Source organism: Streptomyces sp. NPDC056161 (assembly GCF_042268025.1).
Taxonomy (GTDB): Bacteria; Actinomycetota; Actinomycetes; order Streptomycetales; family Streptomycetaceae; genus Streptomyces.
In genome coordinates, this window is sequence record NZ_JBHJUV010000026.1 from 12,239 (window position 1) to 38,792 (window position 26,554).

The 26,554-nt window shown below is 72.2% G+C and carries 24 protein-coding genes; 13 read left to right on the forward strand and 11 right to left on the reverse strand.

Going from position 1 to position 26,554, the window contains the following annotated elements; genetic code table 11:
• The first annotated feature begins 51 nt into the window (after nt 1-51).
• Both ACFC09_RS23910 and ACFC09_RS23915 read left to right on the forward strand, forming a co-directional pair.
• Nucleotides 52-1,080, forward strand: a complete 1,029-nt coding sequence (locus ACFC09_RS23910) for a TauD/TfdA family dioxygenase (RefSeq protein WP_376531712.1) — start codon at nt 52-54, stop codon at nt 1,078-1,080.
• A gap of 113 nt (nt 1,081-1,193) precedes the next feature.
• Nucleotides 1,194-1,760 carry a nitroreductase gene (locus ACFC09_RS23915; protein ID WP_376531714.1) on the forward strand — a complete coding sequence of 189 codons (567 nt, stop codon included), beginning with the start codon at nt 1,194-1,196 and terminating at the stop codon, nt 1,758-1,760.
• A gap of 23 nt (nt 1,761-1,783) precedes the next feature.
• Here ACFC09_RS23915 and ACFC09_RS23920 read toward each other — a convergent pair whose 3' ends face one another.
• From ACFC09_RS23920 to ACFC09_RS23955, 8 genes are all read right to left on the reverse strand, one after another.
• Complete coding sequence (locus tag ACFC09_RS23920) at nt 1,784-2,686, reverse strand: LysR family transcriptional regulator (protein WP_376531716.1); 903 nt, start codon at nt 2,684-2,686, stop codon at nt 1,784-1,786.
• A gap of 445 nt (nt 2,687-3,131) precedes the next feature.
• Nucleotides 3,132-4,322, reverse strand: coding sequence for a TerD family protein (locus tag ACFC09_RS23925; protein ID WP_376531718.1), 1,191 nt, complete (start codon nt 4,320-4,322; stop codon nt 3,132-3,134).
• Nucleotides 4,323-4,486: 164 nt separating this feature from the next.
• The gene (locus ACFC09_RS23930; RefSeq protein ID WP_376531720.1) at nt 4,487-5,476 is read right to left on the reverse strand and encodes a zinc-dependent alcohol dehydrogenase family protein; all 990 of its coding nucleotides are present in this window, start codon (nt 5,474-5,476) and stop codon (nt 4,487-4,489) included.
• Nucleotides 5,473-6,333 carry a carbohydrate ABC transporter permease gene (locus ACFC09_RS23935; RefSeq protein ID WP_376531722.1) on the reverse strand — a complete coding sequence of 287 codons (861 nt, stop codon included), beginning with the start codon at nt 6,331-6,333 and terminating at the stop codon, nt 5,473-5,475. The genes ACFC09_RS23930 and ACFC09_RS23935 overlap by 4 nt, the downstream gene beginning before the upstream one ends.
• A complete protein-coding gene (locus ACFC09_RS23940) occupies nt 6,330-7,268 on the reverse strand; it encodes a carbohydrate ABC transporter permease (protein ID WP_376531724.1) in 939 nt (312 codons plus the stop codon). The genes ACFC09_RS23935 and ACFC09_RS23940 overlap by 4 nt, the downstream gene beginning before the upstream one ends.
• A complete protein-coding gene (locus ACFC09_RS23945) occupies nt 7,265-8,638 on the reverse strand; it encodes an ABC transporter substrate-binding protein (protein WP_376531726.1) in 1,374 nt (457 codons plus the stop codon). The genes ACFC09_RS23940 and ACFC09_RS23945 overlap by 4 nt, the downstream gene beginning before the upstream one ends.
• A gap of 108 nt (nt 8,639-8,746) precedes the next feature.
• Entirely contained in the window at nt 8,747-9,517 is a 771-nt protein-coding gene (locus ACFC09_RS23950; RefSeq protein ID WP_376531728.1) for a DeoR/GlpR family DNA-binding transcription regulator, read from the reverse strand.
• Nucleotides 9,518-9,875: 358 nt separating this feature from the next.
• Nucleotides 9,876-10,685, reverse strand: a complete 810-nt coding sequence (locus tag ACFC09_RS23955) for an NAD-dependent epimerase/dehydratase family protein (RefSeq protein ID WP_376531730.1) — start codon at nt 10,683-10,685, stop codon at nt 9,876-9,878.
• A gap of 340 nt (nt 10,686-11,025) precedes the next feature.
• On the opposite strand from ACFC09_RS23955, the gene ACFC09_RS23960 reads away from it, so the two are divergent.
• Both ACFC09_RS23960 and ACFC09_RS23965 read left to right on the forward strand, forming a co-directional pair.
• Nucleotides 11,026-11,967 carry a 5-dehydro-4-deoxyglucarate dehydratase gene (locus ACFC09_RS23960; RefSeq protein ID WP_376531732.1) on the forward strand — a complete coding sequence of 314 codons (942 nt, stop codon included), beginning with the start codon at nt 11,026-11,028 and terminating at the stop codon, nt 11,965-11,967.
• On the forward strand, nt 11,964-13,127 hold the full coding sequence (locus ACFC09_RS23965; protein ID WP_376531734.1) for a hypothetical protein: 1,164 nt from the start codon (nt 11,964-11,966) through the stop codon (nt 13,125-13,127). The genes ACFC09_RS23960 and ACFC09_RS23965 overlap by 4 nt, the downstream gene beginning before the upstream one ends.
• Here the strand turns inward: ACFC09_RS23965 and ACFC09_RS23970 are convergent.
• Nucleotides 13,064-14,323 (reverse strand): MFS transporter, encoded by a 1,260-nt coding sequence (locus tag ACFC09_RS23970; RefSeq protein WP_376531736.1) that lies wholly within the window; start codon nt 14,321-14,323, stop codon nt 13,064-13,066. The genes ACFC09_RS23965 and ACFC09_RS23970 overlap by 64 nt on opposite strands.
• A gap of 188 nt (nt 14,324-14,511) precedes the next feature.
• Between ACFC09_RS23970 and ACFC09_RS23975 the strand changes: the two genes are divergently transcribed.
• From ACFC09_RS23975 to araD, 5 genes are all read left to right on the forward strand, one after another.
• Nucleotides 14,512-14,991 carry a DUF6010 family protein gene (locus ACFC09_RS23975; protein ID WP_376531738.1) on the forward strand — a complete coding sequence of 160 codons (480 nt, stop codon included), beginning with the start codon at nt 14,512-14,514 and terminating at the stop codon, nt 14,989-14,991.
• A gap of 28 nt (nt 14,992-15,019) precedes the next feature.
• Nucleotides 15,020-15,607, forward strand: a complete 588-nt coding sequence (locus tag ACFC09_RS23980) for a TIGR03086 family metal-binding protein (protein ID WP_376531740.1) — start codon at nt 15,020-15,022, stop codon at nt 15,605-15,607.
• 522 nt (nt 15,608-16,129) lie between these two features.
• On the forward strand, nt 16,130-16,798 hold the full coding sequence (locus ACFC09_RS23985; RefSeq protein ID WP_376531742.1) for a GntR family transcriptional regulator: 669 nt from the start codon (nt 16,130-16,132) through the stop codon (nt 16,796-16,798).
• A 5-nt stretch (nt 16,799-16,803) separates the two neighbouring features.
• Nucleotides 16,804-17,706, forward strand: coding sequence for a dihydrodipicolinate synthase family protein (locus ACFC09_RS23990; RefSeq protein ID WP_376531925.1), 903 nt, complete (start codon nt 16,804-16,806; stop codon nt 17,704-17,706).
• Nucleotides 17,703-19,466 carry an L-arabinonate dehydratase gene (gene araD / locus ACFC09_RS23995; protein ID WP_376531744.1) on the forward strand — a complete coding sequence of 588 codons (1,764 nt, stop codon included), beginning with the start codon at nt 17,703-17,705 and terminating at the stop codon, nt 19,464-19,466. The genes ACFC09_RS23990 and araD overlap by 4 nt, the downstream gene beginning before the upstream one ends.
• Nucleotides 19,467-19,507: 41 nt before the next feature.
• On the opposite strand, the gene ACFC09_RS24000 is transcribed toward araD, so the two are convergent.
• The gene (locus ACFC09_RS24000; RefSeq protein WP_376531746.1) at nt 19,508-20,968 is read right to left on the reverse strand and encodes a peptidoglycan D,D-transpeptidase FtsI family protein; all 1,461 of its coding nucleotides are present in this window, start codon (nt 20,966-20,968) and stop codon (nt 19,508-19,510) included.
• Nucleotides 20,969-21,106: 138 nt separating this feature from the next.
• The gene (locus ACFC09_RS24005) at nt 21,107-21,880 is read right to left on the reverse strand and encodes an IclR family transcriptional regulator (protein WP_376531748.1); all 774 of its coding nucleotides are present in this window, start codon (nt 21,878-21,880) and stop codon (nt 21,107-21,109) included.
• A 167-nt stretch (nt 21,881-22,047) separates the two neighbouring features.
• Between ACFC09_RS24005 and ACFC09_RS24010 the strand changes: the two genes are divergently transcribed.
• The 4 genes from ACFC09_RS24010 to ACFC09_RS24025 all read left to right on the forward strand — a co-directional run bounded on the left by ACFC09_RS24010 (nt 22,048) and on the right by ACFC09_RS24025 (nt 26,521).
• Complete coding sequence (locus ACFC09_RS24010; protein ID WP_376531751.1) at nt 22,048-23,577, forward strand: aldehyde dehydrogenase (NADP(+)); 1,530 nt, start codon at nt 22,048-22,050, stop codon at nt 23,575-23,577.
• Between the two features lie 246 nt (nt 23,578-23,823).
• Nucleotides 23,824-24,432, forward strand: coding sequence for a DUF1349 domain-containing protein (locus ACFC09_RS24015; protein ID WP_376531753.1), 609 nt, complete (start codon nt 23,824-23,826; stop codon nt 24,430-24,432).
• Between the two features lie 206 nt (nt 24,433-24,638).
• A complete protein-coding gene (locus ACFC09_RS24020; RefSeq protein WP_376531755.1) occupies nt 24,639-25,355 on the forward strand; it encodes a DsbA family oxidoreductase in 717 nt (238 codons plus the stop codon).
• Between the two features lie 113 nt (nt 25,356-25,468).
• Entirely contained in the window at nt 25,469-26,521 is a 1,053-nt protein-coding gene (locus ACFC09_RS24025) for an aminotransferase class V-fold PLP-dependent enzyme (RefSeq protein ID WP_376531757.1), read from the forward strand.
• Nucleotides 26,522-26,554: the final 33 nt, after the last annotated feature.

Consider the following 26,554-nt stretch of genomic DNA (forward strand, 5'->3'; position numbering starts at 1 on the left):
ACCCGCCACTCCGCGCCGAACCCACCACCCCTCACCGTAGGAGAGATCACCATGACCGCGACCACCCTCCAGACCGCCGTCTCCGCGCCGCAGACCCTGGGGCTGATCGAACTTCCCGACGCCGCGCGGGACAGCATCGGCCGAGACCTGGCCGCCGAGCCCGATCCGACCCGGGACATAGACCGCGCCATGGCGCGCTACCACCAGATCTTCGCCGGCCTGCCGCTCGAACTGCTCCAGCAGATCCTCGATTTCGGCCGCCACAACGACACCCCCGGCGTCGGCTACGTCCGCAACCTCCCCGTCGACCCGGAGCTGCCCCGCACCCCGTCGAACGGCGGCCCGGCCGCCGACAAGAAGACATACGTCGCCGAAGGGGTCCTGCTCGGCCTGTCCGGCCTGCTCGGCGAACCGGTCGGCTTCCTCACCGAGAAGAACGGCAATCTCGTCCACGACGTCATCCCCGTCGAGGGCGGCGCGATGAGCCAGACCAACCAGGGCTCGGTCGTCTTCCTCAACTTCCACAACGACATCGTCCATGACGCCATCGGCCGCTACGACGTCAGCAACCCCGACTTCCTCGTCCTCAGCTGCCTGCGCGCCGACCACGAGGGGGTCGCGGCGACCCACTACGCGGACGCCCGGGACATCGTCCGCGCCCTCGACTCCCGCACCCTGGAACTGCTGCGCAGCCCGCTGTTCCGGCTCAACGCGCCCGGCAGCTACGTGCGGGACGTGGCCGGCGGACAGGAGGTGCTCTCCGACCCGGTCGCCATGATCAACGGACCCGACCAGTTCCCGGAGATATCCGCCTCCGCCAACGGAGTGCGCGGCATGACCACCGCCGCCGAGGCCGCCCTGGACCGACTCCAGGCCGCCTGCCGGGAGACCGCCCACCAGGTGTACCTGCGTCCGGGCGAGGCCCTTCTGATCAACAACCGCAAGGGACTGCATGCCCGTACACCGTTCACCGCGCGCTACGACGGCGCCGACCGCTGGCTCCAGCGGACGTACGTGCGCCGCAGCCAGTGGTCCATCCGCTACCGGCAGACCGCCGACAGCCGCCGCGTCCACTACTGATCCGGCCGGCGGGGGCGGGGGCTTGCCGAGCCCCCGCCCCCGCTTCGTCTGTCCGGGTGAGCAGCCGGCCCCGGAGCGGGCCGAGCGAGCAGGAACCAGAAGGAGGAACGCTCATGGACGTCATGACGGCCGTACTGAGCCGCCGCAGTGAACGCAACCTCGTCGAACCGGCCCCGAGCGACGACGAGTTCGCCTACCTGCTGCGTGCCGCGGCCACCGCCCCCGATCACGGCAGGCTCCGGCCCTGGCGGTGGATCCTGGTACGCGGCGAAGGACGCGTCGCACTCGGCCGCAGCTTCGCCGGTGCGTCCTCGGCGTCCGGCTTCCGACGGGACCGGACCGAGGCCAAGACCCAACGCGCGCCGCTCCTGGCCACCCTGGTGTTCACGCCGGTGGCTGAGCACCAGGTGCCCGAGTGGGAGCAACTGGCCGCCACCAGCGCCATGGTCGGCTCCCTGGGGCTGCTGCTGCACGCCCGCGGCTTCGGCAGCATCTGGCGCACCGGCAGGTACGCCGAATCCGCCCCGGTCCGCCGCCTGCTCGGGCTGCGCCCTGCCGAACGCCTGCTGGGCTGGCTGTACATCGGCACTCCGGGAGAACCGCAGGAGCCGAGGCGGCGGACACCCGACGACGTCACCGACCGGATCTCCGTCTTCGCGGCCGAGCCGGTGAGCGTCTGAGAACCCTCGACCGCCCTGGCGGGTCAACCCGAATCGGCCAGTGGCGCCGACTCCCGCATGAGCCGTACCGCCTGGTCGGCGAAGAGTTTCAGCTCCCGGCCCAGCCGCCTGCCGCTGCGCCAGGCCAGCTGCGTACTGACGGAGAACGGCGGGTCCCACGGCAGTGCCGTCATCTCGCCCTTCTCCAATTCCGTGGCCACGGTCACGGAAGGAAGCAGCGCGATTCCCAGCCCGGATCCGACACCCCGCTTGATCGCCTCTATGGTGCCGAATTCCAGGAAAGGCATGGTTTCTGCCCCCCGTAGCTCATCCTCGAACAGATCGCGATATGCGCAACCGGCCTCGGTGGCCAATTTCGATGCTGAGCGTAAATCGTCGAGTGTCAGTTCCTCCCGTTGTGTCAGGGGGTGATTGGCCGCTGCAACGAGCACCAGCGGCTCCTCGGCCAGAACCACGGTCTCCAGACCCTGATGCCGGGTCTCCTGTTCCATGAGGAATCCGATGTCGAAGCTTCCCTGGCGCAGCGCGTGGCAGGTTTCCGCGCACAGACTCGGCCTCAACGAAAGGTGAACTTTTGGATAGCGGTGGTGGAAGAACTCCAGCAATGGCGGCATACGGTACGACGTGATGCTCTCCATCGTGCCGATGACCAAGGTCCCCGACGGGCCGTCCCCGCCGGCGACGTCCGCACGCGCGGCGTCGGCCAGCGCCAGGATCTGCTCGGCATACTCCAACAGCTTCTCCCCGGCGGGCGTGAGCCGGATCCGACCGCCGAGCCGGTCGAAGAGTTCCACCCCCAGTGAGGTCTCCAACGCACGGATCTGCGTCGTCACACTCGACTGCGCGTAGCTGAGCTCCTCCGCGGCGCGGGTGAAGCTCAGCAGCGTCGCGACCTTCTGGAACGTCACCAGGTGACGAATTTCCACGGTATCCCCCTCTGCCAGGACGATTCGACGGGGAAAGCATGCCTTCCGTCAAGGGATCCACGCAGCAGCGACAAAGACGACGAAACTACAGGTAGACACGCACTTGCTGGACCCGGTGATGAGATCTCCGTCACACTGCTCATATATCTACTGGCGATGGGCCGTTCCGTCACGTCATACGGTGCCCGCTCACGTCATTCGATCAAGACCCGCAGGTTGATCGCCGTCCCCGCGCCGAAGAAACGGGGTGCCCGCCCCGAATTTTCCCGCGGCAGCGGGCCGGCACCACCCGGACTCGGATGCCGGTCCGTGTCGACGCGTTTTCCATAAAGGCGAGTCAATCAATGGGCAAAGAGAGCGCGGCGGCCCCGCGGATCCCGCCCCGGGGATCCGGAGGCGCCGGCGCCGGCCCGGCCGACGGTGTTTCCTAGTGCCTGTCGGGGCACTAGAGCGCCTGCGCGCCCGGCTTCACCATGTTGCGGACCGTGCGGGCCTTCACGAAGTCGCCCATCGCGGTCATCTCCCACTCACCGGAGAACTGGCGGATCAGCTTGGCCATCAGCACACCCGTCTGCGGCTCGGCACCGGTCAGGTCGAAGCGGACCAGTTCCTCGCCGGACGCGCTGTCCACGAGGCGGCAGTACGCCTTGGCGACCTCGGTGAACTTCTGGCCCGAGAAGGAGTTGACGGTGAAGACCAGGCCGGTGACCTCCTGCGGGATCCGGCCGAGGTCGACGACGATCACCTCGTCGTCACCGCCGCCCTCACCGGTGAGGTTGTCGCCGGAGTGCTTGATCGCGTTGTTCAGGATCGACAGCTTGCCGAAGTAGCAGCTGTCGATGTGGTTGCGCTGGGGGCCGTAGGCGATGACCGAGGCGTCCAGGTCGATGTCCTTGCCCCGGAAGGCGGGCTCCCAGCCGAGGCCCATCTGCACCCGGGACAGCAGCGGACGGCCGCCCTTGACGAGGGAGACGGTCTGGTTCTTCTGGAGACTGACGCGGCCCTTGTCCAGGTTGATCTTCCCGGTGCCGGGGGCGGCGGCCGGCGGTGCCGGAGGAGCGGCGGGCATCGGGGGCGCCACGGGCTGCGCGACGGGCGGTGCGGCGGGCGGCGGCGGGGCCACCGGCTGCGCGGCCGGGGCGGGTTCCTCCACGGTGACGCCGAAGTCGGTGGCGATGCCCGCGAGTCCGTCCGCGTAGCCCTGGCCGACGGCGCGGGCCTTCCACTGGCCGGCGCGACGGTAGATCTCGACCACCACCAGTGCCGTCTCGGTGCCGAGCTGCGGGGGTGTGAACGTCGCCAGGACCACGTTGCCGTCGGCGGCGCGGATCGTCGCCGTCGGTTCGATGCCCTGGAAGGTCTGGCCCGCGGCGTCGGGGCTCGCGGTCACGACGATCTTCTCGATGCCGGCCGGGACGGCGGCGGTGTCGACGATGATCGCGTCGGGTGCCGCGCCGCCGCCCGAGCGGTAGGTCACGCCCGGTCCCGAGGGCTGGTTGTAGAAGATGAAGTCCTCGTCGGAGCGCACCTTGCCGTCGGCGGTGAGCAGCAGGCCCGACACGTCGAGCCGCACCGGGGCGGCGACGTCCACCGTCACCCGGGACGCGGAGAGAGGGATGTTCGAGCCTGGGGTCATAGCTGTCATGCCAGAGGTAACGATCGAGAGCGCTTTACCGTTCCCTTACCTTGCGTCCGTTCGGCCCAGCGGTCCCACCGGCCGCCCGCGCGGCCGGGCCCAGGACGGCCGCGGGGGCGCCCAGGGGCCTTCGCCCCCGAGCGCCCCCGCCACCGGCGGTCTGCCTACGGCACCACCACGATCTTGCGTCCCACGCCCGCCGCGAACTGCTCCAGCGCGTCCGGGTAGCGCTCCAGCGGGATGCGGTCGCTGATGAACACCTCGGGGTCGAGCACACCGTTCGCGAACAGCTCCGCCGCGCGCTCGTAGCTGTGCAGCACCGCCATGGAGCCGGTGATGGTGATCTCCTGGTTGTAGATGCGGTACGGGTCGATCTTCACCCGGGTCGCGTAGTCGGCGACCCCGAACTGGAGGAACGTGCCCGCCTTGGCCACCCGCTCCAATCCGTCCTGGATGGCCGCTGCGTTCCCCGTCGCGTCGATCACGACGTCCCAGCCCTGCGGCCGGTCGAGTTCGTCGGCGTTCGCGGCGGACGCCGAGACGCCGAGCCGGCGGGCCGTCTCCAGCCGGGCCGGGTTCAGATCCACCATGTCCACGCTCGCCGCGCCGGTCCGCTTGGCGAGCTCCAGCATCATCAGCCCCATGGTCCCGGAGCCGTAGATCAGCACATGGGTGGCGAGGCGGGACTGGAGGATGTCGTAGCCGCGCACCGCGCAGGACAGGGGCTCGATCAGGGCCGCGTCCTCGGTGCGGACGTGCTCGGGCAGCTTCACGCAGTTCGCCACCGGCGCCACCGCGTACTGCGCCGCGCCGCCCGGGTTGGTCACGCCGATCGCGGCCCAGCGCTCGCAGAGGTTGTTGTGGCCGGCGCGGCAGAAGCGGCACTCGTAGCAGTACAGCGACGGGTCGACCGCCACCCGGTCGTCGACCGCGACCTCGGTGACCTGGGCGCCCACCCCGACGACCCGGCCCGCGAACTCGTGTCCGGGCACGATCGGCAGCTTGGGTGCGAACTCGCCCTGGAGGATGTGCAGATCCGTGCCGCACAGGCCGCAGGCGGCCACTTCGACGACGACCTCGCGCGGGCCGGGCGTCGGGTCCGGGACCTCCGTGACGACGGCGCGGCCCACGGACTCGATGACGGCGGCCTTCATTTCACGGCTCCCAGCGAGAGGCCCTGGACCAGTTTGTCCTGGGCGGTGAACCCCGCGGCGAGCACCGGCAGGGAGACGACGAGCGACGCGGCGCACACCTTCGCCAGGAACAGGCCCTGGCTGGTGATGAAGCCGGTCAGGAAGACGGGGGCGGTCTCGGCGACCACACCCGTGAGGACCCGGGCGAACAGCAGCTCGTTCCAGCTGAAGATGAAGCAGATCAGCGCCGTCGCGGCGATGCCGGGCAGGGCGATCGGTGCCACCACACGGGCCAGGATCGTCGGCAGCCGGGCGCCGTCCACCCGGGCGGCCTCGATCACCGCCACCGGGACCTCGGCGAGGAAGGACTGCATCATCCACACCGCGATCGGCAGGTTCATCGAGGTGTACAGGATGACCAGCAGCCAGATGTTGTCGAGCATGCCGGTGTTCTTCGCGAACAGGTAGATCGGCAGCAGGCCCGCCACCACCGGCAGCATCTTCGTCGACAGGAAGAAGAACAGGACGTCCGTCCACTTCTGCACCCGGCGGATGGAGAGCGCGTACGCCGCCGGCAGGGCCAGCACCAGCACGAACAGGGTCGAGGCGATCGACGCGGTGGCCGAGTTGATCAGCGCGGGCCAGGGGTCGGCCCCGCCGCCCGCGCCGAAGAACTCGCGGTAGCTGTCCAGGGTCAGGGAGGCCCCGAAGGACGGCGGATTGGTGGCGGCGTCCGTCTCGGAGTGGAAGGAGGTAAGGGCCATCCACGCGATGGGCAGGAAGAACACCAGCCCCACCAGCCAGGCCACCAGGCCCAGCCCCGCTCCGCTGCGACGGCGGGACCGTACGTTCACGGTCTTTGCTGCGACGGTGCTCATGCGCGCGACACCTCCTCGCGGAACAGCGACGACACCACGCGCAGCGCGAAGGTCGCGATGATGATCGAGCCGATGACCACCACGACGCCCGCTGCCGAGGCGAGGCCGTTCTCGTGGGCCTGGTAGAAGCTCTGGTAGACGGTGTACGGGAGGTTGGCGGTGCCCAGGCCGCCCGACGTGATCGTGAAGACCGCGTCGAAGTTCTGCACGATGTAGATCGAGCCCAGCAGGCCACCGAGTTCGAGGTAGCGGCGCAGGTGCGGGAGGGTGAGGTAGCGGAAGACCTGCCAGTCGCTCGCGCCGTCCACCCGCGCGGCTTCGAGTTGCTCGTTGTCGCGGCTCTGCAGTCCCGCCAGCAGGATCAGCATCATGAACGGCGTCCACTGCCACACCAGGGAAGCCTCGACCGCGATCAGCGGATTGTCCGAGATCCAGTCCGGCTGCGGGCCGCCCACATAGTGCAGCAATCCGTTGAGCAGGCCGTATTCGGGGTTGTAGAGCACATGCTTCCACAGCAGGCTGGCGGCCACGGGCACGACCAGGAACGGTGCGATCATCAGCGTACGGACCAGGCCGCGGCCCCGGAACTTCCGGTTGAGCAGCAGGGCGACGGCAAGGCCCAGGACCAGGCTGGCCAGGACCACCGTGACGGTCAGCACGATGGTCGTCCACACCGACTGGCGCAGGTCCGGGTCGGTCAGGACCTGCCGGTAGTTGTCGATACCGGTGAAGTGACGGTCCTTCGGATACAGCGCGTTCCAGTCGAAGAACGAGAACACCAGGGTCGCCACGAAGGGCAGCTGGGTCACTACGATCATGAAGACCAGCGCGGGCAGCAGCGGTGCTCGGGTGACCCACGCGCGCATGCGGTTCGGCGGCCGGATCGCCGGCCGCGCGGTGGCGGCGGCGACCCGTGCGGGGGCGGTGACTGTCATGATCCCTCGTACTTCTTGCCGACGGCCTCGGCGAGCTTCTGTGCCTTCTCCAGCGCGCTGTCCACGGACTGCCGGCCCGCGACGGCGGAACTCAGCTCCTGCGAGACCTTGGTGCCCAGGTCGGTGAACTCGGGGATGTCGACGAACTGGATGCCGGGCGCGGGGCGGGGCTGCACACCCGGGTCGTTCGGCTTGGCACTGGAGATGGCGTCCCGGGTGACGTCCGCGAAGGCGGCCGCCTCCTTGCGGTACTCCGGGATGTCGTAGGTCGAGCTGCGCTTGCCGGCCGGCACGTTGGCCCAGCCCGCCTTCTCGCCCACCAGCTTCTCGTAGTCCTTGCTGGACGCCCACGAGATGAACTTCCAGGCGTCGTCGGCGTTCTTGGACGCCTTCTGGATGCCCCACGCCCAGGTGTAGAGCCAGCCGGAGCTGTCCGTCTTGTCGACCGGGGCCGGGACGTAGCCCATCTTGCCCTTGACCGGGGACCCGGCGGCCTCCAGCGAACCCGCGCCGGACGTGGCGTCGTACCACATCGCCGTCTTGCCCTGCGTCGTGTTGTTCAGACACTCGGCGAAGCCGGCCTGCGGCGCGCCGGACTCACCGTGCTTGCGGACCAGGTCGACGTAGAACTGCGCGGCCTTCTTGAACTCGGGGGAGTCGAGCTGGGCCTTCCAGTCCTTGTCGAACCAGGTGCCGCCGAAGGTGTTGACGACCGTGGTCAGCGGAGCCATCATCTCCCCCCAGCCGGGCAGCCCGCGCAGACATATGCCCTTCATGCCGGGCTCGGCGCCGTCCACCTTCGCGGCCAGGTCCGCGACCTGCTGCCAGGTGGGCTTGGCCGGCATGGTCAGGCCCTTCTTCTGGAAGACGTCCTTGCGGTACATCAGGAAGGACGACTCACCGTAGAAGGGCTCGCCGTAGAGCTTGCCGTCGGCCGCGGTGAGGGCCTCCTGCATGGGCTTGAGGATGTCCTGCTGGTCGAAGGCGGTGTCCTTCTTGACGTACGAGTCGATCGGGTGGAGCCAGCCGTTCTTGGCGTAGATCGGGATCTCGTAGTTGCTGAGCGTGGCCACGTCGTACTGGCCGGCCTGGTTGGCGAAGTCCTGGCTGATCTTGTCCCGGACGTCGTTCTCCGGCAGGACGGTGAAGTTCACCTTGATGCCGGTGTCCTTCGTGAAGTGGTCGGCGGTGAGCTTCTGCAACTCCACCATCTGCGGGTTGTTCACCATCAGGACGTTGATGGAGTGGGCCGAGGACCCGCCGCCGGCTCCGCCGGCGCCCGAGCAGCCGACGAGCAGCGGAGTGATCAGCGTCCCTGCGGCGGCGAGGGCGAGCGTGGCGCGCGGCCTCCATCGGCTCTGGGTGTGCATGGATGGCTCCTGGTAGGTGTGAGGACGTACTGAGATGTGCGGATACAAGGGGCGCGGGGCGGTGCGCGGCACCCCTGGGGATTGCCTTGGCATATGAGTTCGGATCAGTCAGACGCGGATGACCTGCGGCCCCAGCAGTGAGTAGCGGTGGGCCTCGGTCGCCGGGAGGAGGGTGCTCGTCACGATCGCCTCCAGCGCGCCGACGTCGGCGAACCGGCAGAAGCTGACCGCTCCGAACTTGGTGTGCGTCCCCGCGAGGACGGTGCGCCGGGCGGCCCGGACGGCCTGTGCCTTGACCTCGCTGACCGCCGGGTCGGGGGTGGTCAGCCCGTGTTCGCGGGAGATGCCGTTGGCGCCGATGAAGGCGAGGTCGACCACGAAGCCGGCCAGCATCTTCGTGGTCCAGTGGTCGACGGTCGCCAGCGTGCCGGGGCGGACCCGGCCGCCGAGGAGCAGCACCGAGACGTTCTCGGCCTCGGCCAGGGCGCCGGCGACCGGCAGGGAAGCGGTGACCACGGTCAGTGGCCGGTCCACGGGCAGGGACTCGGCGATGAGCTGTGGGGTGAAGCCCTCGTCGACGAAGACGGTCTCCGCGTCCCCGAGCAGTTCGGCGGCCGCGGCGGCGATGCGGCGCTTCTCGGGCACCTGGCTGGTGGCCCGGAAGGCGAGCGTCGTCTCGAACCCGGCGCTCTCCACGGGATAGGCGCCCCCATGGGTGCGGCGCACCAGACCGTGGTCCTCCAGGGCGCGCAGATCGCGCCGGATGGTCTCCTTGGCCACGCCCAGCTCGGAGGCGAGCGCGGTGACGTCGACGGAGCCGGTCGTCCGTGCGGCCCGCACGATCTCTCGCTGCCGTTCCTCGGCCGTCTTGGAACTCATGCGTCACCTGCCTCCACGCTGAGGTGTGCCCGTTCGGGCCCGGTGGGGCCCACGGGAGATGTTTTACAGCGGGTGCGCGACGCTGACCAGGTCTGTTGCCGATCCGATGCTGCCCGTGTGTGCCCGATCGCCGGGCGGATTGCCCGCCTCGGACCTGCGTGGCTGTTTCGGACGAGGTGGGAACGGGCGGTGTCCGTGCCCGAATACGCGGGCGGGCGGGCCCGTTTGGTGCCCGCCCGCCCATTCGGCCGACAGTTTTCCGCCGCTTCCCGGCCCGCGCTCCGTGCCGCTCCCGGTTCGGGTTCCGCTTCGGGCCGTGCCCGTTTGGTCATGGATGCGACCGGATGGGCTCTCGTCCTCAGTACGGCCAGATCGGCGGGTCGTTCACGAAGTGCCCGCCCAGGTGGGTGTGGGCCGGGTCGTCGGGGGTCAACTCCCCCTGTTCGGCGATGAGCTTCGCGGCGTACGGCTCCGAGTCGTCCTGCGGTTCGTAGCCGAGGGCCCGTGCCCCGGTCAGGTCCCACCACAGGCGGGTGTTGGCGGACGAGCCGTAGACGACGGTGTGGCCGACGTGCTCGGCGGTCAGGGCCGCGTGGAAGAGGCGGGCGCCGTCGGCGGGGCTCATCCACACCGAGAGCATGCGGACGCTGCTCGGCTCCCGGAAGCAGGAGCCGATGCGGACGGAGACGGTCTCCAGGCCGTGCTTGTCCCAGTAGAGCTGCGCCAGGTCCTCGCCGAAGGACTTGGACAGGCCGTAGAAGGTGTCCGGGCGGCGCGGGGTGTCGGCCGGGATCAGCGGGTCGTCGCCGCGCGGGGCGCGGGTGAAGCCGACCGCGTGGTTGGAGGAGGCGAAGACGATCCGCGGCACGCCCGCCCGGCGGGCCGCCTCGTACAGGTGGTAGGTGCCCTCGATGTTCGCCTTCAGGATCTTCTCGAAGGTCGACTCCAGGGAGATGCCCGCGAGGTGGACGATCGCGTCGACGCCGGCCACGGCCGCGCGCAGCGCCTCGGTGTCCGCGAGGTCCGCGGTGATCGCGTCCGGCTCTCCCTCGATCGGACGCATGTCGAACAGCCGCAGGTCGTAGCCGTGGTCCGGGAGCAGTTCCCGCATCAGGGTGCCGAGACCGCCGGCGGCGCCGGTGAGCAGGACGGTGCGGGGAGCGGGCATGCTCTCTCTCCTCGGGTCGGGGGTTCGCGCCGGTGGCCCGAGCCGGCGGCCGACGGCTCGGGTCGACCGCCGCCGGGTGAGCCAACAGTTGTATTCATGGCCGGCATTCACATTCATGGACACGCTAAGGAGCGGCGCTCCGGCCCGTCAAGGGTGGCATGGAGTGGGCGGATCCGCTCTCGTGTTGCGGGTTTGCCCGCTTGACCGGCCCCGAGTGCGGCCCGTAGCGTGGATCTGTTCAGAGATATAGACATCGATCATAGACATGCACCGACCCGCATGCACCGACCCACATGCATCGACCTACATGCACCGACCCATGCACCGACAGGGAGCGCCCGTGACGTCAGCCCCTCTCGCCGCGCGACTCCGCAACCCCAGCGGGCCGCTGTTCTTCCCCGTCACCCCCTACGCGCCCGACGGCTCCGTGGACCTCGACGTCTACCGCGCGCACGTACGCCGGGGCGTCGAGGCCGGGGCCGCCGCCGTGTTCGCCTGCTGCGGCACCGGCGAGTTCCACGCGCTCCTGCCCGAGGAGTTCGCCGCCTGCGTACGCGTCGCCGTCGAGGCCGCCTCAGGAGAGGTGCCGGTCGTCGCGGGCGCCGGGTACGGCACCGCGCTCGCCGTGCGCTACGCGGCCCTCGCCCGGGACGCCGGCGCCGACGGGCTGCTCGCCATGCCGCCGTACCTCGTCGTCCCCGGCCAGGAGGGCCTGCTGCGGCACTACCGGGAGATCGCCGCCGCGACCGACCTGCCGGTGATCGTCTACCAGCGCGACAACGCGGTGTTCACCCCGCCCACGGTGGTCGAACTCGCCCGCACGGAAGGGATCATCGGCTTCAAGGACGGCCTCGGCGACCTCGACCTGATGCAGCGCGTCGTCAGCGCCGTACGCACCGACGCCCCCGGCGACTTCCTCTACTTCAACGGCCTGCCGACCGCCGAGCAGACCCAGCTCGCCTACCACGCCCTCGGCATCACCCTCTACTCCTCGGCCGTCTTCTGCTTCGCCCCCGAGATCGCCCTCGCCTTCCACCGGGCGCTGCGGGACGGCGACGAGAGCACCGCGCACCGGCTCCTGGACGGCTTCTACCGCCCGTTCGTCGAACTGCGCGCGCAGGGCCGCGGCTACGCCGTCGCCCTGGTCAAGGCGGGCGTGCGGCTGCGCGGCTGCGACGTCGGCGGGGTGCGGCCCCCGCTGCACGAACCGAGCGAGGAGCACGTCGAACAGCTCGCCCAGGTGATCGAACGCGGCTACGCGCTGCTGGCGGCGACCGCGTGAAGGCATCCGCGTTCGTCTACCCCTGGGACGTGGTCGGGGACCCGGCGGCGCCCGCGCGGTTCGCCGGGCTCGGCACCGCCCAGATCACCCTCGCCGCCGCCTACCACTCCACCCGCGCGCTCACCCCCCGCCACCCGCGCCACCGGATCGTCACCGCCGAACACGCCGCCGTGCTCTACCCCCTCGGCGACCGCTGGGCGGGCCGCACCCCGCGGCCGCACCCGGCCGGCGACTGGGCGCCGGGCGACGCCTACGGCGAGGCCGCCGACGCGCTCGCCGCGGCCGGCCTGGAGGTGCACACCTGGGTCGTCCTCGCGCACAACTCCCGGCTGGGCGCCGAGCACCCGGACACCTCGGTCGTCAACGCCTACGGCGACCGCTACCCGTGGGCCCCCTGCATCGCGCAGCCCGCCACGCGCGCGTACCTGGTCGACCTCGCCGCCGAGGCCGCCGTACGCCCCGGCGCCCGCGGCACGGAGCTGGAGTCCCTCGGCTGGTACGGGCTGGCCCATCTGCACGCCCACGACAAGATCGGCGGGGTCGGCCTCGGCGAGGCCGGCCAGTACCTGATGTCGCTGTGCTTCTGCCCCGACTGCCGCGCCGGGTACGGGGAGCGGGGCACCGACCCCGGCGAACTGGCCGCCGCCGTACGGACGGCGCTGGAGCCGCTGTGGCGCGGCGCACCGGAGGCCGGCGGCTGGACGGGCGTGGAAAAGCTCCTCGGCGCACCGTCGGCCGCCGCCACGCGCGCGTGGCGCGACGACACCGCCCGCACCCTCCAGGAGGCGGCCGTCGCCGCCGTCCGCGCCGCCGCGCCCGAGGGCTTCCAGGTATTGCTGCACGCGGACCCGGTGTCGTACCACTGCGGCGCCAACGCGGGCGTGGATCCCGAGCACATCCTGTCCGTCGCGGACGGAGTCGTCGTGCCCTGCACCGGCGGCCCGGGTCTGCTCACGCCCTTCGCCGGGCGGCGGCGCGCGGGCACCGTGCTGGCGGCCAACCTCACCGTGGTCTCCGGCATGGGCGGCAGCCCCGGCACGCTGGCGGCGGACGCGGCCCGAGCCCGCGCGGCGGGCGCCACCGAACTGCGCCTGTATCACCTGGGGCTGGCGTCGGACGGCGACCTGGCGGCGGTGCGGGAGGCGCTCGCCGGACGCTGAGCCAGGGACAGGGCCGTCGTCAGCAGTGCCACCCCGAGCAGGGGCAGCAGCAGCCGGACGTCCGCCACTTCGACCAGGGCGGCCCCGGCGGCCAGCCCGACCACGTTCGGCGTGAACATCAGGGTGCTCGCGGTGGCGGACGCCCGGCCCAGCAGCGGGCCGGGCGTCTCGCGCTGTACGGCGGTGAGCGCGGCGATCAGCACACACGGCAGCCCCACCCCGCCCGCCACGCCGCACAGCAGCGCCGTCGGCTCGGTCAGCAGCGCGCGCCCGGCCACCGCGAGGGCCACCAGGGCGATGCCGGCCGCCGCGAACCCGCGGTCGCCGAACCGGCGCAGCGCGGGCCCGGAGACCAGCCCGACCGCCACCGAACCCGCGCCCTGCGCGGCGTACAGCACCCCCGCGAAGGCGGGGGAGCGCCCGAGACCGTCCACGACGGCGTAGGTCGTCGCGCCGTTGACGGCGGTGAAGAACATCGTCGCGCCGCCCGCCAGGACCAGCACCCGCGGCGTCGGGTGCGCCCACAGGTGCCGGACGCCCTCGGCGGTCCGCTGCCGCCGGCTTCCGGCGGGGCGACCCGGCGGCTCCTCGGCGACGCGCAGCAGGGCGCACACCCCGGCGGCCAGTACGAAGGTGACCGCGTCCAGCAGCGCCACGGCCGCCCCGCCGTACGCCGTGTACAGACCGGCACCGGCCAGCGGCGCGACCAGCTTCATGCCCTCGCCCGCGGTCATCCGCAGCCCGTTGAAGTCGCCGAGCAGCTCCGGGCCGACGGCCGCGGGCAGGAGCGCCGACTCGGCGGCGTCCTGTACGACGCCCGCGGCGCCGTACAGGAACAGGACGGCGAACAGCAGCCACAGGTCGTCCGGCGCGTCGACGGCGAACAGGACCGGCAGGAGGGCGGCCAGCATCAGGTTCAGGGCGATGAGCAGCGGTTTTCGCCGTACGCGGTCGGCGAGCGTGCCGAGGACGGGCCCGGCTGTGGTCGGTGCCCACATCGCCAGCAGACTCAGCGCGGCCAGCCCGTCGGAGCCGGTGAGGTCCTTGACCCACACGCCCGACGCCAGCCACAGCGAGGACGAGCCGAAGCCCGACACCACCACCCCCGCCAGATACAGTCCCGCGTCGCGGTCGCGCAGCACGCGCGTCACCGTCCAGGACGTCCAGGACGTCCGGACCCTCGTCTTGCTCGTCATGTCCGGTCATCGTGGTGCTAAGGCAGGCGCGCGGGCATCGGGCAGATGCCTGAGAAGCCGCGGGGACCGCGGCGGTCCGAGCCGTCCCGGCCCGGCCACCCCCAGCGGGAACCCGTCGGCGGGAATCCGTCGGAATCCGTCATTCCTGCCCCTGGGGCGGGCGCGCGCTCGGGCCTAGCGTCAGCCGCATGCGCTACGTCGTGCCGGTCGTCATCGGCCTCCTCTACGTCCTGTTGATGTGCCTCCTGCGCGAGCCCCACCGGCTGCGCCTGAACGCCGTGATGGTGGCGGGCGCGGGCGCCGCCTACCTCAGCAGCGGCGGACTGGACGGCTGGGACGTCGCCTTCACGGTGGTGATGACGTACGTCGCCTTCCGCGCCGTGGACTCGTGGACGTTCGTCGGGATCGGCTGGCTGCTGCACACCGCCTGGGACGTCGTCCACCACCTCAAGGGCAGCCCGCTGCTGCCGTTCTTCCACGACTCCTCGCTGGGCTGCGCGATCTGCGACCCGGTGATCGCGATCTGGTGCCTGTCCGGTGGCCGGACCTGGCGGGAGCGGCGGCGGTCCGAGCCGGAGGGGGCGGTGCCGGTTCCGCCCGCCGGCGACCCCGTGCCGGTTCCGCCCGCCGCCGATGAGTTTCCAGGCCGCCGCCGGTCCACCCCCTGAACGACCCCCAGCGTGACAGGAGACCCGCATGACCGGCACGATGCTCGACCTCGGCCCGCAGACCCTCATCGTGGCGCGGCTCGCCGAGGAGGTGACGGACGAGCAGCTCTCGGCGGCGACACCCTGCCCGGACCTCGCGGTGCGCAACCTGCTGGGCCATCTGACGGGGCTGTCCGCGGCGTTCCGGGACGCGGGCCGCAAGCGGCTGGGCGCGACCACCGACACCAGCCCGAACGCCGCCACACCGGACATCGGCCCGGATTGGCGTACCGAGTTGCCGAAGGCGCTCGCGGAACTCGCCGACTCCTGGCGCGATCCGGCCGCCTGGACCGGCGTGACCCGGGCCGGCGGGGTGAACCTGCCCGGTTCCGTCGCGGGCGCCGTGGCCGTCGACGAACTGGTCATCCACGGCTGGGACCTGGCCCGTGCCACCGGCCGGCCCTACGCACCCGACCCCGCCGCCCTGGACGCGGCGTACGCCTTCCTGCTCACCACGGTCGAACACCCGCCCCGGGACGGCGGCCTGTTCGGCCCGCTCGTCCCGGTCCCGCAGGACGCGCCGCTGCTGGACCGGGCGCTCGGCCTGAGCGGTCGCGACCCGGGCTGGAAGGCGTAGTCCGCGGGCGGGGCGGACCGCCCTTCGCCCCGCCACCGCGCCGGGCGGCACTCGCCGGGCCTGACGACGCGCTTCGGGGGAAGGCGGGGCAGGGTGAGCGGCGAGCAGGGTGCGGCGGTCGGGATCCGGGCCGGGAATCCGGCGGACCTCGACGCCGTCCACGACGAGCTGCGCGGCGTGTCCGGTCTCCACCTGCGGGCCGGGTCCGCGCCGGCGGCGGCCGGCGAGCAGGACTCGGCGGTGGAGTCCGGCGACGGCACCATCTCGCCGTGGGACGTCCGCCACCGACCTTGGCCCGGCCCGCCGGTCCGGGCCCCCGTAGCCCGGGTGTTCGCGCGGTGGCATGGCTTGATGAGGCGGATGGGTCGGCCCGGGGCATTGACGGATCCTGCGCCCCCTCCTACCTTCGGCGCGTCATACGTCGTATCTCATGTACGAGACACGACACGGGATCACCTTCGCCAGAGCACTTGCGCCGGATCACCTTCGCCAGATCACCCGCGCCGGATCCGAGAGGTGCGCATGACCGCCGTGCCCACGCCGATCCCGTCCCGTACGCAGTTCGTGCTGGACGCGATCAGACACCGCATCCTGACCGGCCGGTTGACGCCGGGTCAGGCCCTGGTGGAGACCGAGCTGGCCGCGCAGTTCGGGGTGTCCAAGACCCCGGTGCGCGAGGCGCTCAAGACGCTGGCCGGGACCGGGCTGGTCGTGCCGAGCCCGTTCAAGGGCGTCACGGTGCGCACAGTGGACGCGGACATGGCACGCGAGGTCCACGACGTGCGGCTGCTCCTCGAACCGGAGGCGCTGCGCCGGACCGTACGGCGCGGCGCCCATCTGGACGAGGCCCGCGAAGCGCTGGACCGGGCCGGCCGCGCCACCGGTCCCGCCGAACGCTCCCTGGCCAACCGCGAGTTCCACCGCGCCCTGTACCTGCCGTGCGGCAACCCGCTGCTCGGCCGGATGCTCGACGAGGTGCGCGACCAGGCCGCCCTGGTCTCCGCCGTCGCCTGGGCCGCCGACCCCACCTGGCAGCGGGAGGCCGACGAGCACCGGGAGATCCTGCGCCTCGCCCTGGCCGGTGACGCGGACGGCGCGGCCGGCGCCCTGCACACCCACATCGAGACGTTCCTGCGGCGTGCCTTCCCCCGGGCGGAGCCGGAGCGGACGCCGCACGGGAAAGGCCGGTGACGGACATGACGTTCGCGGACCAGCGGCGCGCGCTCGCCGACGTGGTGGCCGTCCCGGTGACCCCGTTCGCCGCGGACGGCAGCGTCGACCGGGACACCTGCCGCGCCCTGCTGCGCCGCCTGCTCGACGGCGGCGTTCTCACCCTGACCCCGGGTGGCAACACCGGTGAGTTCTACGCCCTCACCCCGGAGGAACGCCGACTGGTGGCGGAGCTGACCGCCGACGAGGCCGCCGGCCGCGCCGAGATCATGGTCGGCGTCGGCCACGACGTGCCCACCGCGGTCGCCTCCGCCCGGCACGCCCGCGCGCTGGGCGCCTCGATGGTGATGGTCCACCAGCCCGTCCACCCCTACGTCTCGGGGCACGGCTGGGTCGACTACCACCGCGCCGTCGCCGCGGCCGTCCCCGAACTGGGCGTCGTCCCCTACGTCCGCGACGCCCGGCTGCCCGGCGCCCGGCTCGCCGAACTCGCCGGCACCTGCCCGAACGTGATCGGCGTCAAGTACGCCGTCCCGGACGCCGCCCGGTTCGCCGCCTTCGCCCGGGACGCCGGCCTCGACCGCTTCGTCTGGGTGGCCGGTCTCGCCGAGACCTACGCCCCCTCGTACTTCTCCGCGGGCGCCACCGGATTCACCTCCGGCCTGGTGAACGTCGCCCCGGCCCTGTCGCGGCACATGATCGAGGCGCTGCGCTCGGGCGACCATCCGGCGGCGATGAAGGTGTGGGAACGGATCCGCCGCTTCGAGGAACTGCGCGCCGCGAACGGCTCCGCCGACAACGTCAGCGTCGTCAAGGAGGCCCTCGCCTCGCTCGGCCTGTGCCGCCGCGACGTCCGGCCGCCCGGCAGCGGGCTGCCCGAGGACACGCGCGCGGAGGTCGCCGCGATCGTCGCGGGCTGGCCGGCATGACCGGCGGCGCCCCGGGCCGGGCCGCGACCGGCGTCCCGCGCAGGGCCCCGCGGGAGCTGCGCAGCCACCAGTGGTACGGCACCGACGGCCTGCGCTCCTTCAGCCACCGCGCCCGGACCCGCCAGCTCGGCTACCTGCCCGAGGAGCACCTCGGCAAGCCGGTCGTCGCGATCCTCAACACCTGGTCCGACATCAACCCCTGCCATGTGCACCTGCGCGAGCGGGCCCAGGCCGTCAAGCGGGGCGTGTGGCAGGCGGGCGGCTTCCCGCTGGAGTTTCCCGTCGCCACGCTCAGCGAGACCTTCCAGAAACCGACCCCGATGCTGTACCGCGACCTGCTCGCCATGGAGACCGAGGAACTGCTGCGCTCCTACCCGGTCGACGGCGCCGTCCTGCTGGGCGGCTGCGACAAGTCCACACCCGCGCTGCTCATGGGCGCGGCGAGCGTCGACCTGCCGACGGTGTTCGTGCCCGCCGGGCCCATGCTGCCCGGCCACTGGCGGGGCGAGGTGCTGGGTTCGGGCACCGACATGTGGAAGTACTGGGACGACAAGCGGGCCGGTCTCATCGGCGACTGCGAGATGGCCGAGCTGGAGAGCGGTCTCGCCCGCTCGCCGGGCCACTGCATGACCATGGGCACGGCGTCCACGCTGACCGCCGCCGCCGAGGCGCTGGGAGTGACCGTGCCGGGCGCGTCCAGCATTCCCGCGGTGGACTCGGGGCACGACCGGATGGCCGCGGCGGCCGGGCTGCGCGTCGTCGAACTGGTCCACCGGGACCGCAGGCTGTCCGCCGTCCTCACCCCCGAGGCGTTCGAGGACGCGGTCACGACCGTCCTCGGACTCGGCGGTTCCACCAACGCCGTCATCCATTTGATCGCCATGGCGGGCCGGGCGGGCGTCCGGCTCACCCTCGACGACTTCGACCGCGTCGCGCGCACCGTGCCGGTGCTGGCGAACGTCCGGCCCGGCGGACGGACGTACCTGATGGAGGACTTCCACTTCGCGGGCGGCCTGCCCGGCTTCCTCTCCCGGATCCCGGACCTGCTGCACCTGGACCGGCCGACGGTCTCCTGCGACACCCTGCGCGAGCAACTGGCCGGTGCCCGGGTGCACGACGACGACGTGATCCGGCCGCGGGACAATCCGGTCGCCGCGGAGGGCGGGGTCGCGGTGCTGCGCGGCAACCTCTGTCCGGACGGGGCCGTCATCAAGCACATCGCCGCCGAGCCGCACCTGCTCAGGCACACCGGCCCCGCCGTCGTCTTCGACGACTACCGCACCATGCAGCGCACCATCGACGACCCCGGGCTCGGCATCACCGCGGACAGTGTGCTGGTGCTGCGCGGCGCCGGACCCAAGGGCGGTCCGGGCATGCCCGAGTACGGCATGCTGCCGCTGCCCCGCCGGCTGCTCCGGCAGGGGGTGCGGGACATGGTGCGGATCTCCGACGCCCGGATGAGCGGTACGAGTTACGGCACGTGCGTGCTGCACGTGGCCCCCGAGTCGTATGTCGGCGGGCCGCTGGCACTGGTGCGCACCGGGGACCTCATCACCCTGGACGTCCCGGCACGGACCCTCCGGCTCGAAGTGGGCGACGCGGAGCTGGCCCGGCGCCGGGCGCGCTGGACACCGCCTCCGGTCCGCTACGAGCGCGGCTACGGCGCCCTCTACAGCGAGCAGATCACCCAGGCCGACACCGGCTGCGACTTCGAGTTCCTGGCCCGGCCCGGCCAGGTGCCGGACCCCTACGCGGGTTAGGCCGGGTGCGGGTGCGGGGACCGGCGCGACCGGCCGCCCCGTCAGTTCTGCAACGCCGCCTGCATCATCGCCTTGGCCACCGGCGCGGCCAGCCCGTTGCCGCTGACCTCCGACCGGGCCGCGTCCGACTGCTCGACCATCACCGCGACGGCGACCTCCTTGCCCGTCGAGTCCGACTTGCCGTACGCGGTGAACCAGGCGTACGGCGTCTTGCTGTTGTTCTCGCCGTGCTGCGCGGTGCCGGTCTTGCCGCCGACGGTGACGCCGGGGATCTGCGCGTTCGTACCCGTGCCCTGTTCGATGACCGTCTGCATCGCCGACTGGAGCTGGTCGGCGGTCGTGGAGCTGATGATCCGCTCGGTGCCGGAGCCGTCGTCGTAGTTCTGCAACACGTCGCCGCCGCTGTCGGTGATCTGCGACACCATGTGGGGCGAGGCCAGTTGCCCGCCGTTGGCAATGGCGGCCGACACCATGGCCATCTGGAGCGGGGTCGCCGTGACGTCGAACTGGCCGATGCCGGACAGACCGGTCTGCGCGTCGTCCATGCCGGTCGGATACACGCTGGTGTAGGCGCGCACCGGCACGTCCTGCTTGTCGTCGTTGAAGCCGAACTTCTCGGCCATCGCCCGCACCTTGTCCTGACCGAGGTCGACGGCCATCTTCCCGAAGACGTTGTTGCAGGAGTACTCCAGCGCGGTACGGATCGTGGCGTTCTCGCAGGGCGCGGACGCGCTCTCGTTCCGCAGCGGCGTGGAGGTGTTCGGCAGCATGTACGGGTTGGGGCTGACGGTCTTCTCGTCCACCGAGGAGTACAGGCCGTCCTCCAGCGCCGCCGCCGCGACGACCAGCTTGAACGTCGAGCCGGGCGGCAGCGGCTGGCGCAGACCGCGGTTGGTCAGCGGCTTGTCCGGGTCGTCGTTGAGCTTCTTCCAGGCCGAACCCGCGGTGCCCGCGTCGGTGAGCGTGGACGGGTCGTACGACGGGGTCGAGACCACCGCGAGGATCTTGCCGGTCTTCGGGTCGATCGCGACGGCGCCGCCCTTCTTGTCCCCGAGCGCGTCGAACCCGGCCTTCTGCACGCCCGGGTCGATGGTCGTCACCACGTCACCGGGGTCGGCCCGCTTGCCCGTGACCGTGTCCATGACGGTCTTGAGCCGGGTGTCCGTGCCGTTGAGCAGGTCCTGGTAGATCCCCTCCAACTGGGTGGGCGCGTAACTCTGCGAGGCGTAGCCCGTCACCGCGGCGTACAGCGCACCGTCCTTGTAGGTCCGCTTGTACGCGAGGTCGCTGTTCCCCGAGGTCCGCGCCGAGCCGGTGATCGAGTTCCCGGCCACGATGATGTTGCCGAGCGGACCCGCATACGTCTCGATCACGTTCCGCCGGTTGTTCTTGTCGTCCGCGAGGGCCTGGCCGTCGTAGAACTGCACCCATGTCGCCCGCACCAGCAGGGCGAACACCAGCAGCAGCGTGAAGACGGACACCCGCCTGATTGTCTTGTTCATCCCGGTTGAAGGACGTGTGGCCGGGGAGAATCGTTCCCCGGGGTCCGTTTTCTCATCAACCGTTCAGGAAGGCCGCGGGCCGCCCCGGTGGCCGGCCGCCGGACGTCTCCGTCGCGCCGCGGCGGTGGCCCTGGTCCGTCACAGCCTGCGCGTGGCCAGGGTCAGGCGGTCACGGGCGTCGAACAGGGCGTCCTTGACCGTCTGTTCGTGGGCGGGGGTCAGCCGGGCCACCGGCACCGAGCAGCTGATCGCGTCGCGGGCGGGGGTGCGGTAGGGGATGGCGACGCCGAAGCAGCGCAGCCCCAGCGTGTTCTCCTCGCGGTCGACGGCGAAGCCCTGCTCCCGGACCTGGTGCAGCTCGTCGATGAGCCTCTCCCGGTCGGTGATGGTGTGCTCGGTCAGCGCCGGCAGGGTCTGCGGCAGCAGCTTGCGCACCTGCTCGTCGGTGTGGGTGGCCAGCAGCGCCTTGCCGAGGGACGTGGAGTGCGCGGGCAGCCGGCGGCCGACGCGGGTGAAGGGGCGCAGGTAGTGCTGCGACTGGCGGGTGGCCAGGTAGACGACGTTCGTGCCGTCCAGGCGGGCCAGGTGGATGGTCTCGGTGGTGTCGTCGGAGAGGCGGTCCAGGGTCGGGCGGGCCGCCGCGACCACCTCGTCGCCGTCGATGTACGACGTCCCGACGAGCAGCGCCCGCACCCCGATGCCGTAGCGCGTGCCGGTCGCGTCCGTCTCCACCCAGCCCAGCTCCACGAGCGTGCGCAGCAGCATGTACAGGCTGGACTTGGGGTATCCGACGGCCTCCTGCACCGCCGCGAGGGAGTGCATGCCGGGGCGGCCGGCGAAGTATTCGAGCAATTCAACGGTCCGCACCGCGGACTTGACCTGCGCCCCGCCGCCTGCTTCGGCTGCCGCCATCGCCCTCGACCCCTTCGTTCGGCGTTGTTCGAGTCGTTTGATTCGTTCGACGAGAACCTGGAGATATAGTTTCCGGCAACAGGTTCATCACCAGAGACAGTGTTCAGTATATCGAACACCCCTGGTGGATGAGCCGCTCTCGGCCTGACAAGTGGAGGGGACCCGCGGTGGCAGCAGCACCAGTCTGGAGTGTCGACCCGCGTACCGGGAAGCAGCGGGAGCAGGTTGCGGTGGAGGCCACGGCCGAGGAGGTCGACGACACCGTCCGCGCCGCCCGTGCGGCACGCACCTCGCTGGCCGACCGCGCCGTCCGCTCTGCCTTCCTGCGCTCGGCCGCGGCCGGCCTGGAGGCGGCCCGGGACCCGCTGGTCGAGGCCGCCGACGCGGAGACCGCGCTCGGCCCGGTCCGGCTGACCGGCGAACTCACCCGCACCGCCTACCAACTGCGCGCCTTCGCGGACCTCGTCGACGAGGGCGCCTTCCTCGACGTCATCATCGACCACCCCGACGCCACCGCCACCCCGCCCGTCCCGGACCTGCGCCGCTACAAGGTCCCGCTCGGCGTCGTCGCCGTCTACGCGGCCTCCAACTTCCCCTTCGCCTTCTCCGTCGCCGGCGGCGACACCGCGAGCGCGCTGGCCGCGGGCAACCCGGTGGTGGTCAAGGCCCACCCCGACCACCCGGCCCTGTCCGAGCTGGTCGCCGACGTGCTGCGGCGCGCCGCCGCCGGGCACGGCATCCCCGCGGGCGCCGTCGGCCTGGTGCACGGCTTCGCGGCGGGCCTCGAACTGATCCGGCATCCGCTGGTCGCCGCCGCGGGCTTCACCGGTTCGGTGCGGGGCGGGCGCGCCCTGTTCGACGTGGCCGCCGCCCGTCCGGTGCCCATCCCCTTCCACGGCGAGCTGGGATCGCTGAACCCGGTCCTGGTGACCGAGGCCGCCGCGGTCGAGCGCGCGGAGGAGATCGGCTCCGGACTCGCCGCCTCGATGACCCTCGGGGCCGGCCAGTTCTGCGTCAAGCCCGGCCTGGTCCTCGTCCCGTCCGGCGCGGCGGGCGACCGGCTGGTGAAGTCCCTGGCCGACGCCGTCAGCGAGACCGAACCCGGGGTGCTGCTCGACCACCGCATGCGGGACGCCTTCGTCGCCGGGGTGCGCGAGCGCGGCCTCCTGGAGGGCGTGGAGTCGCCGGTCACCCCGGGCGCGGGCGGCGAGCACACGGTCGGCGCCGGGGTCCTGGCGGTGCCCGCGGACCGGCTGGCCGCCGAGGGCGCGCACGACCTGCTGCTGGAGGAGTGCTTCGGCCCGGTCAGCGTGGTGGCCCGGTACGCGGACGACGGGGAGGCCGCGGCCGTGCTGTCCCGGCTGCCCGGCAACCTCACCGCCACCGTCCAGCTGTCCGCGGCGGAGGCGGCCGGTCAGGGGCGGGGCGCGGAGATCCTCGCGGAGCTGACCCCGCTGGCCGGGCGGGTGCTGGTGAACGGGTGGCCGACCGGGGTGGCGGTGGCGCCGGCCCAGCACCACGGCGGGCCCTACCCCGCGACCACCTCGACGTCGACCTCCGTGGGCGGTACGGCCGTCGAGCGGTGGATGCGGCCGGTCGTGTACCAGAACACGCCGCAGGCCCTGCTGCCGAAAGAACTGCACGACGACAACCCGCTGGGGCTTCCCCGGCGGTTCGACGGGGTGCTGGAGCGGTAGCGCCGAGGGGCCGGCGGGCGGTGGCGCCGAGGGACCGCCGTCGGTGGCGCCGTGCGGGACGGCCGGGCGGTGGCGCCGAACGCCGGCCGTCGGTGGCGCCGTGGAGGCGCGCCGGTGGTGGCCACGTCGTGCGGGCGGCGGCCGTGGAAGAGGGGGCGGGGCCCGGCTGCTGCGTGCGGGCGGTGGTCCGGCGCGCGGATCCCCGCGCCTGCGGGAGGGCCCTCGCCGGGCTGCGAGAATCGCCCGATGGACGTGGAGCTTCCCGAACTGCCCTTCCCCCTCCGTACCTACGGACCCGACGGCCACTGGACCTACGAGGACGGTGTGCTCACCGGATGGGCCGGTCCCGCGCAGGACCGGTTCGTGCCGCCGACCGGGGAGGCGGTGGAGCCGGCCGCCGACGCACCCCGGCTGCTCGGCGCCCCCGACGGGGACTTCCAGCTGATCGCCCGGGTCACGGTGGGCTTCCGGGCCGCCTTCGACGCCGGCGTGCTCTACGTCCACGCCGACGACCGGGCCTGGGCCAAGCTCTGCCTGGAGTACTCCCCGGACGTGCCCACCGTCTGCACGGTGGTCACCCGGGACCACTCCGACGACGCCAACTCCTTCACCGTGGACGGCAACTCCGTCTGGCTGCGGATCAGCCGCACCGGCCGCGCCTTCGCCTGCCACGCCTCCCGCGATGGCGAGCGCTGGACCTTCGTACGACTGTTCACTCTCGGCGGCGAGAAGGAGACGGGTGCGGCCCTGGCCGGGTTCATGACCCAGTCGCCGCTGGGGGAGGGCTGCGTGGTGACCTTCGACCACATCGAGTTCAGACCCTCCTGGCCGAGCGACCTGCGGGACGGCAGCTGACCGCGCCGGCGCGGGCGCGTGGGGCGGCACGGCGGCACCGCCCCGCCGCCTTCTCCGACGCCGTACGGGTCCGCGCCGGATGCCTCACCGGCCCGCCCCGGTCGTCTCACCGACCCGCACTCGGGGAATGGAACACGGTCTTCGAACGTTCACGCAGCCTGGCGGGGACCGTCCCCGTGTCATTGGACCCGGAGAGAGCCGAGAACATGCGCGTCGAGATCTGGAGCGACATCGCCTGCCCCTGGTGCTACGTGGGCAAGGCCCGCTTCGAGAAGGCGCTCGCGGCCTTCCCGCACCGCGACGGCGTCGAGGTGGTGCACCGCTCCTTCGAACTGGACCCCGGCCGCGCCAAGGACGACGTCCAACCGGTGCTGACGATGCTCGCCAAGAAGTACGGCATGAGCGAGGCGCAGGCCGAGGCCGGTGAGGACAACCTGGCCGCGCAGGCCGCCGCCGAGGGCCTGGCGTACCGCAGCCGGGGCCGCGACCACGGCAACACCTTCGACATGCACCGGCTGCTGCACTTCGCCAAGGCGCACGGCCGTCAGGACGCGCTGATCCAGATCCTGTACCGCGCGAACTTCGCCGAGGAGCGCTCCCTGTTCAGCGAGGGCGACGAGCGGCTGGTGGCGCTGGCCGCCGAGGCCGGGCTCGACGCCGACGCCGCCCGCGCGGTGCTCGCGGACCCGGCCGCGTACGCCGACGAGGTCCGCGCCGACGAACGCGAGGCCGCCCAGCTCGGGGCGAACGGCGTCCCCTTCTTCGTCCTCGACCGCACCTACGGCGTCTCCGGCGCCCAGCCCGCCGAGGTCTTCACCCAGGCGCTGACCCAAGCCTGGGGCGAGCGCTCACCGCTCAAGCCGATCGACGCGGGACAGGCGGACGCGTGCGGCCCGGACGGATGCGCGGTGCCGCGCGACTGAGCCGCCGCCGGAGCGGGAAACCGCAGGCCGCGGCGGACATATAAGCGGCGCTGGGGGAACCCCGTACCACCGGCGCGATGGACGGCGGCACCACGGGCCCGCACAGTGGACGCATGGAGAGCTTCGAGAGCCTGATCCGTGCCGAGTTCGCCCCGAAGACCACCTTCCTGAACACCGCGAGCAGCGGACTGCTTCCGGCCCGTACCGTCGCCGCCCTGCACGAGGCGGTGGCGCTGCGGGCCGAAGGCCGTCCGCTGGGCCCGCTGCACGAGGACGTCGAGCTGGCCCGCGCCTCCTTCGCCCGGCTGGCCGCGGTCCCGGCCACCCGGGTGGCGGCGGGCTCCTCCGTCACCGTGCACAGCGGGGTGATCGCCGCTTCACTGCCCGCGGGCGCCGAAGTCCTCACCGCCGAGGGGGACTTCAGCTCCGTGGTGAACCCCTTCCATGTCCGCGGCGACCTCAAGGTGCGGGCCGTCCCGCTGGAACGGCTCGCCGAGTCCGTCCGGCCGGGCACCGCACTGGTCGCGGTCAGCGCCGCGCAGTCCGCGGACGGCCGGGTCGCCGACCTGCCCGCACTGCGCGCGGCGGCGACGGCACACGACACCCGGACCTACGTCGACTTCTCGCAGGCCGCCGGCTGGCTGCCGATGGACGCCGACGCGTTCGACTTCACGGTCTGCGCCGGCTACAAGTGGCTGCTCGGACCGCATGGCACGGCGCTCCTCGTCGTTCCGGAGGACTTCGGCGCGCTGACGCCGGTGCTGGCCGGCTGGGTCGCGGGGGAGAAACCCTGGGACAGCTGCTACGGGCCGGTCGCGGAACTCGCCCGTTCCGCCCGCCGGTTCGACGTGCCCCCGGCCCTGTTCAGCTACACCGGGCTGCGCCACTCGCTCGCGCTGATCGAGGAACTCGGCGTGGCCGCGGTGCACGCCCACGACCTGGCCCTCGCCGACCGCTTCCGCGCCGGGCTGGCCGGGCGCGGCCACGCACCCGTGCCCGCGCCCGGCTCGGCGATCGTCTCCGTGCCCGGACTCGGCCACCGCCGGGAGGAACTGGCCCGCGCGGGCATCGAGGTCTCCGACCGGGCGGGCCATCTGCGTGCCTCGTTCCACCTGTACAACACGCCCGCGGACGTCGACCGGCTGCTGGACGTGCTGGCCGGCTGACCCCGGACCCGCGGTCCGGGGTCCGACCGGGAC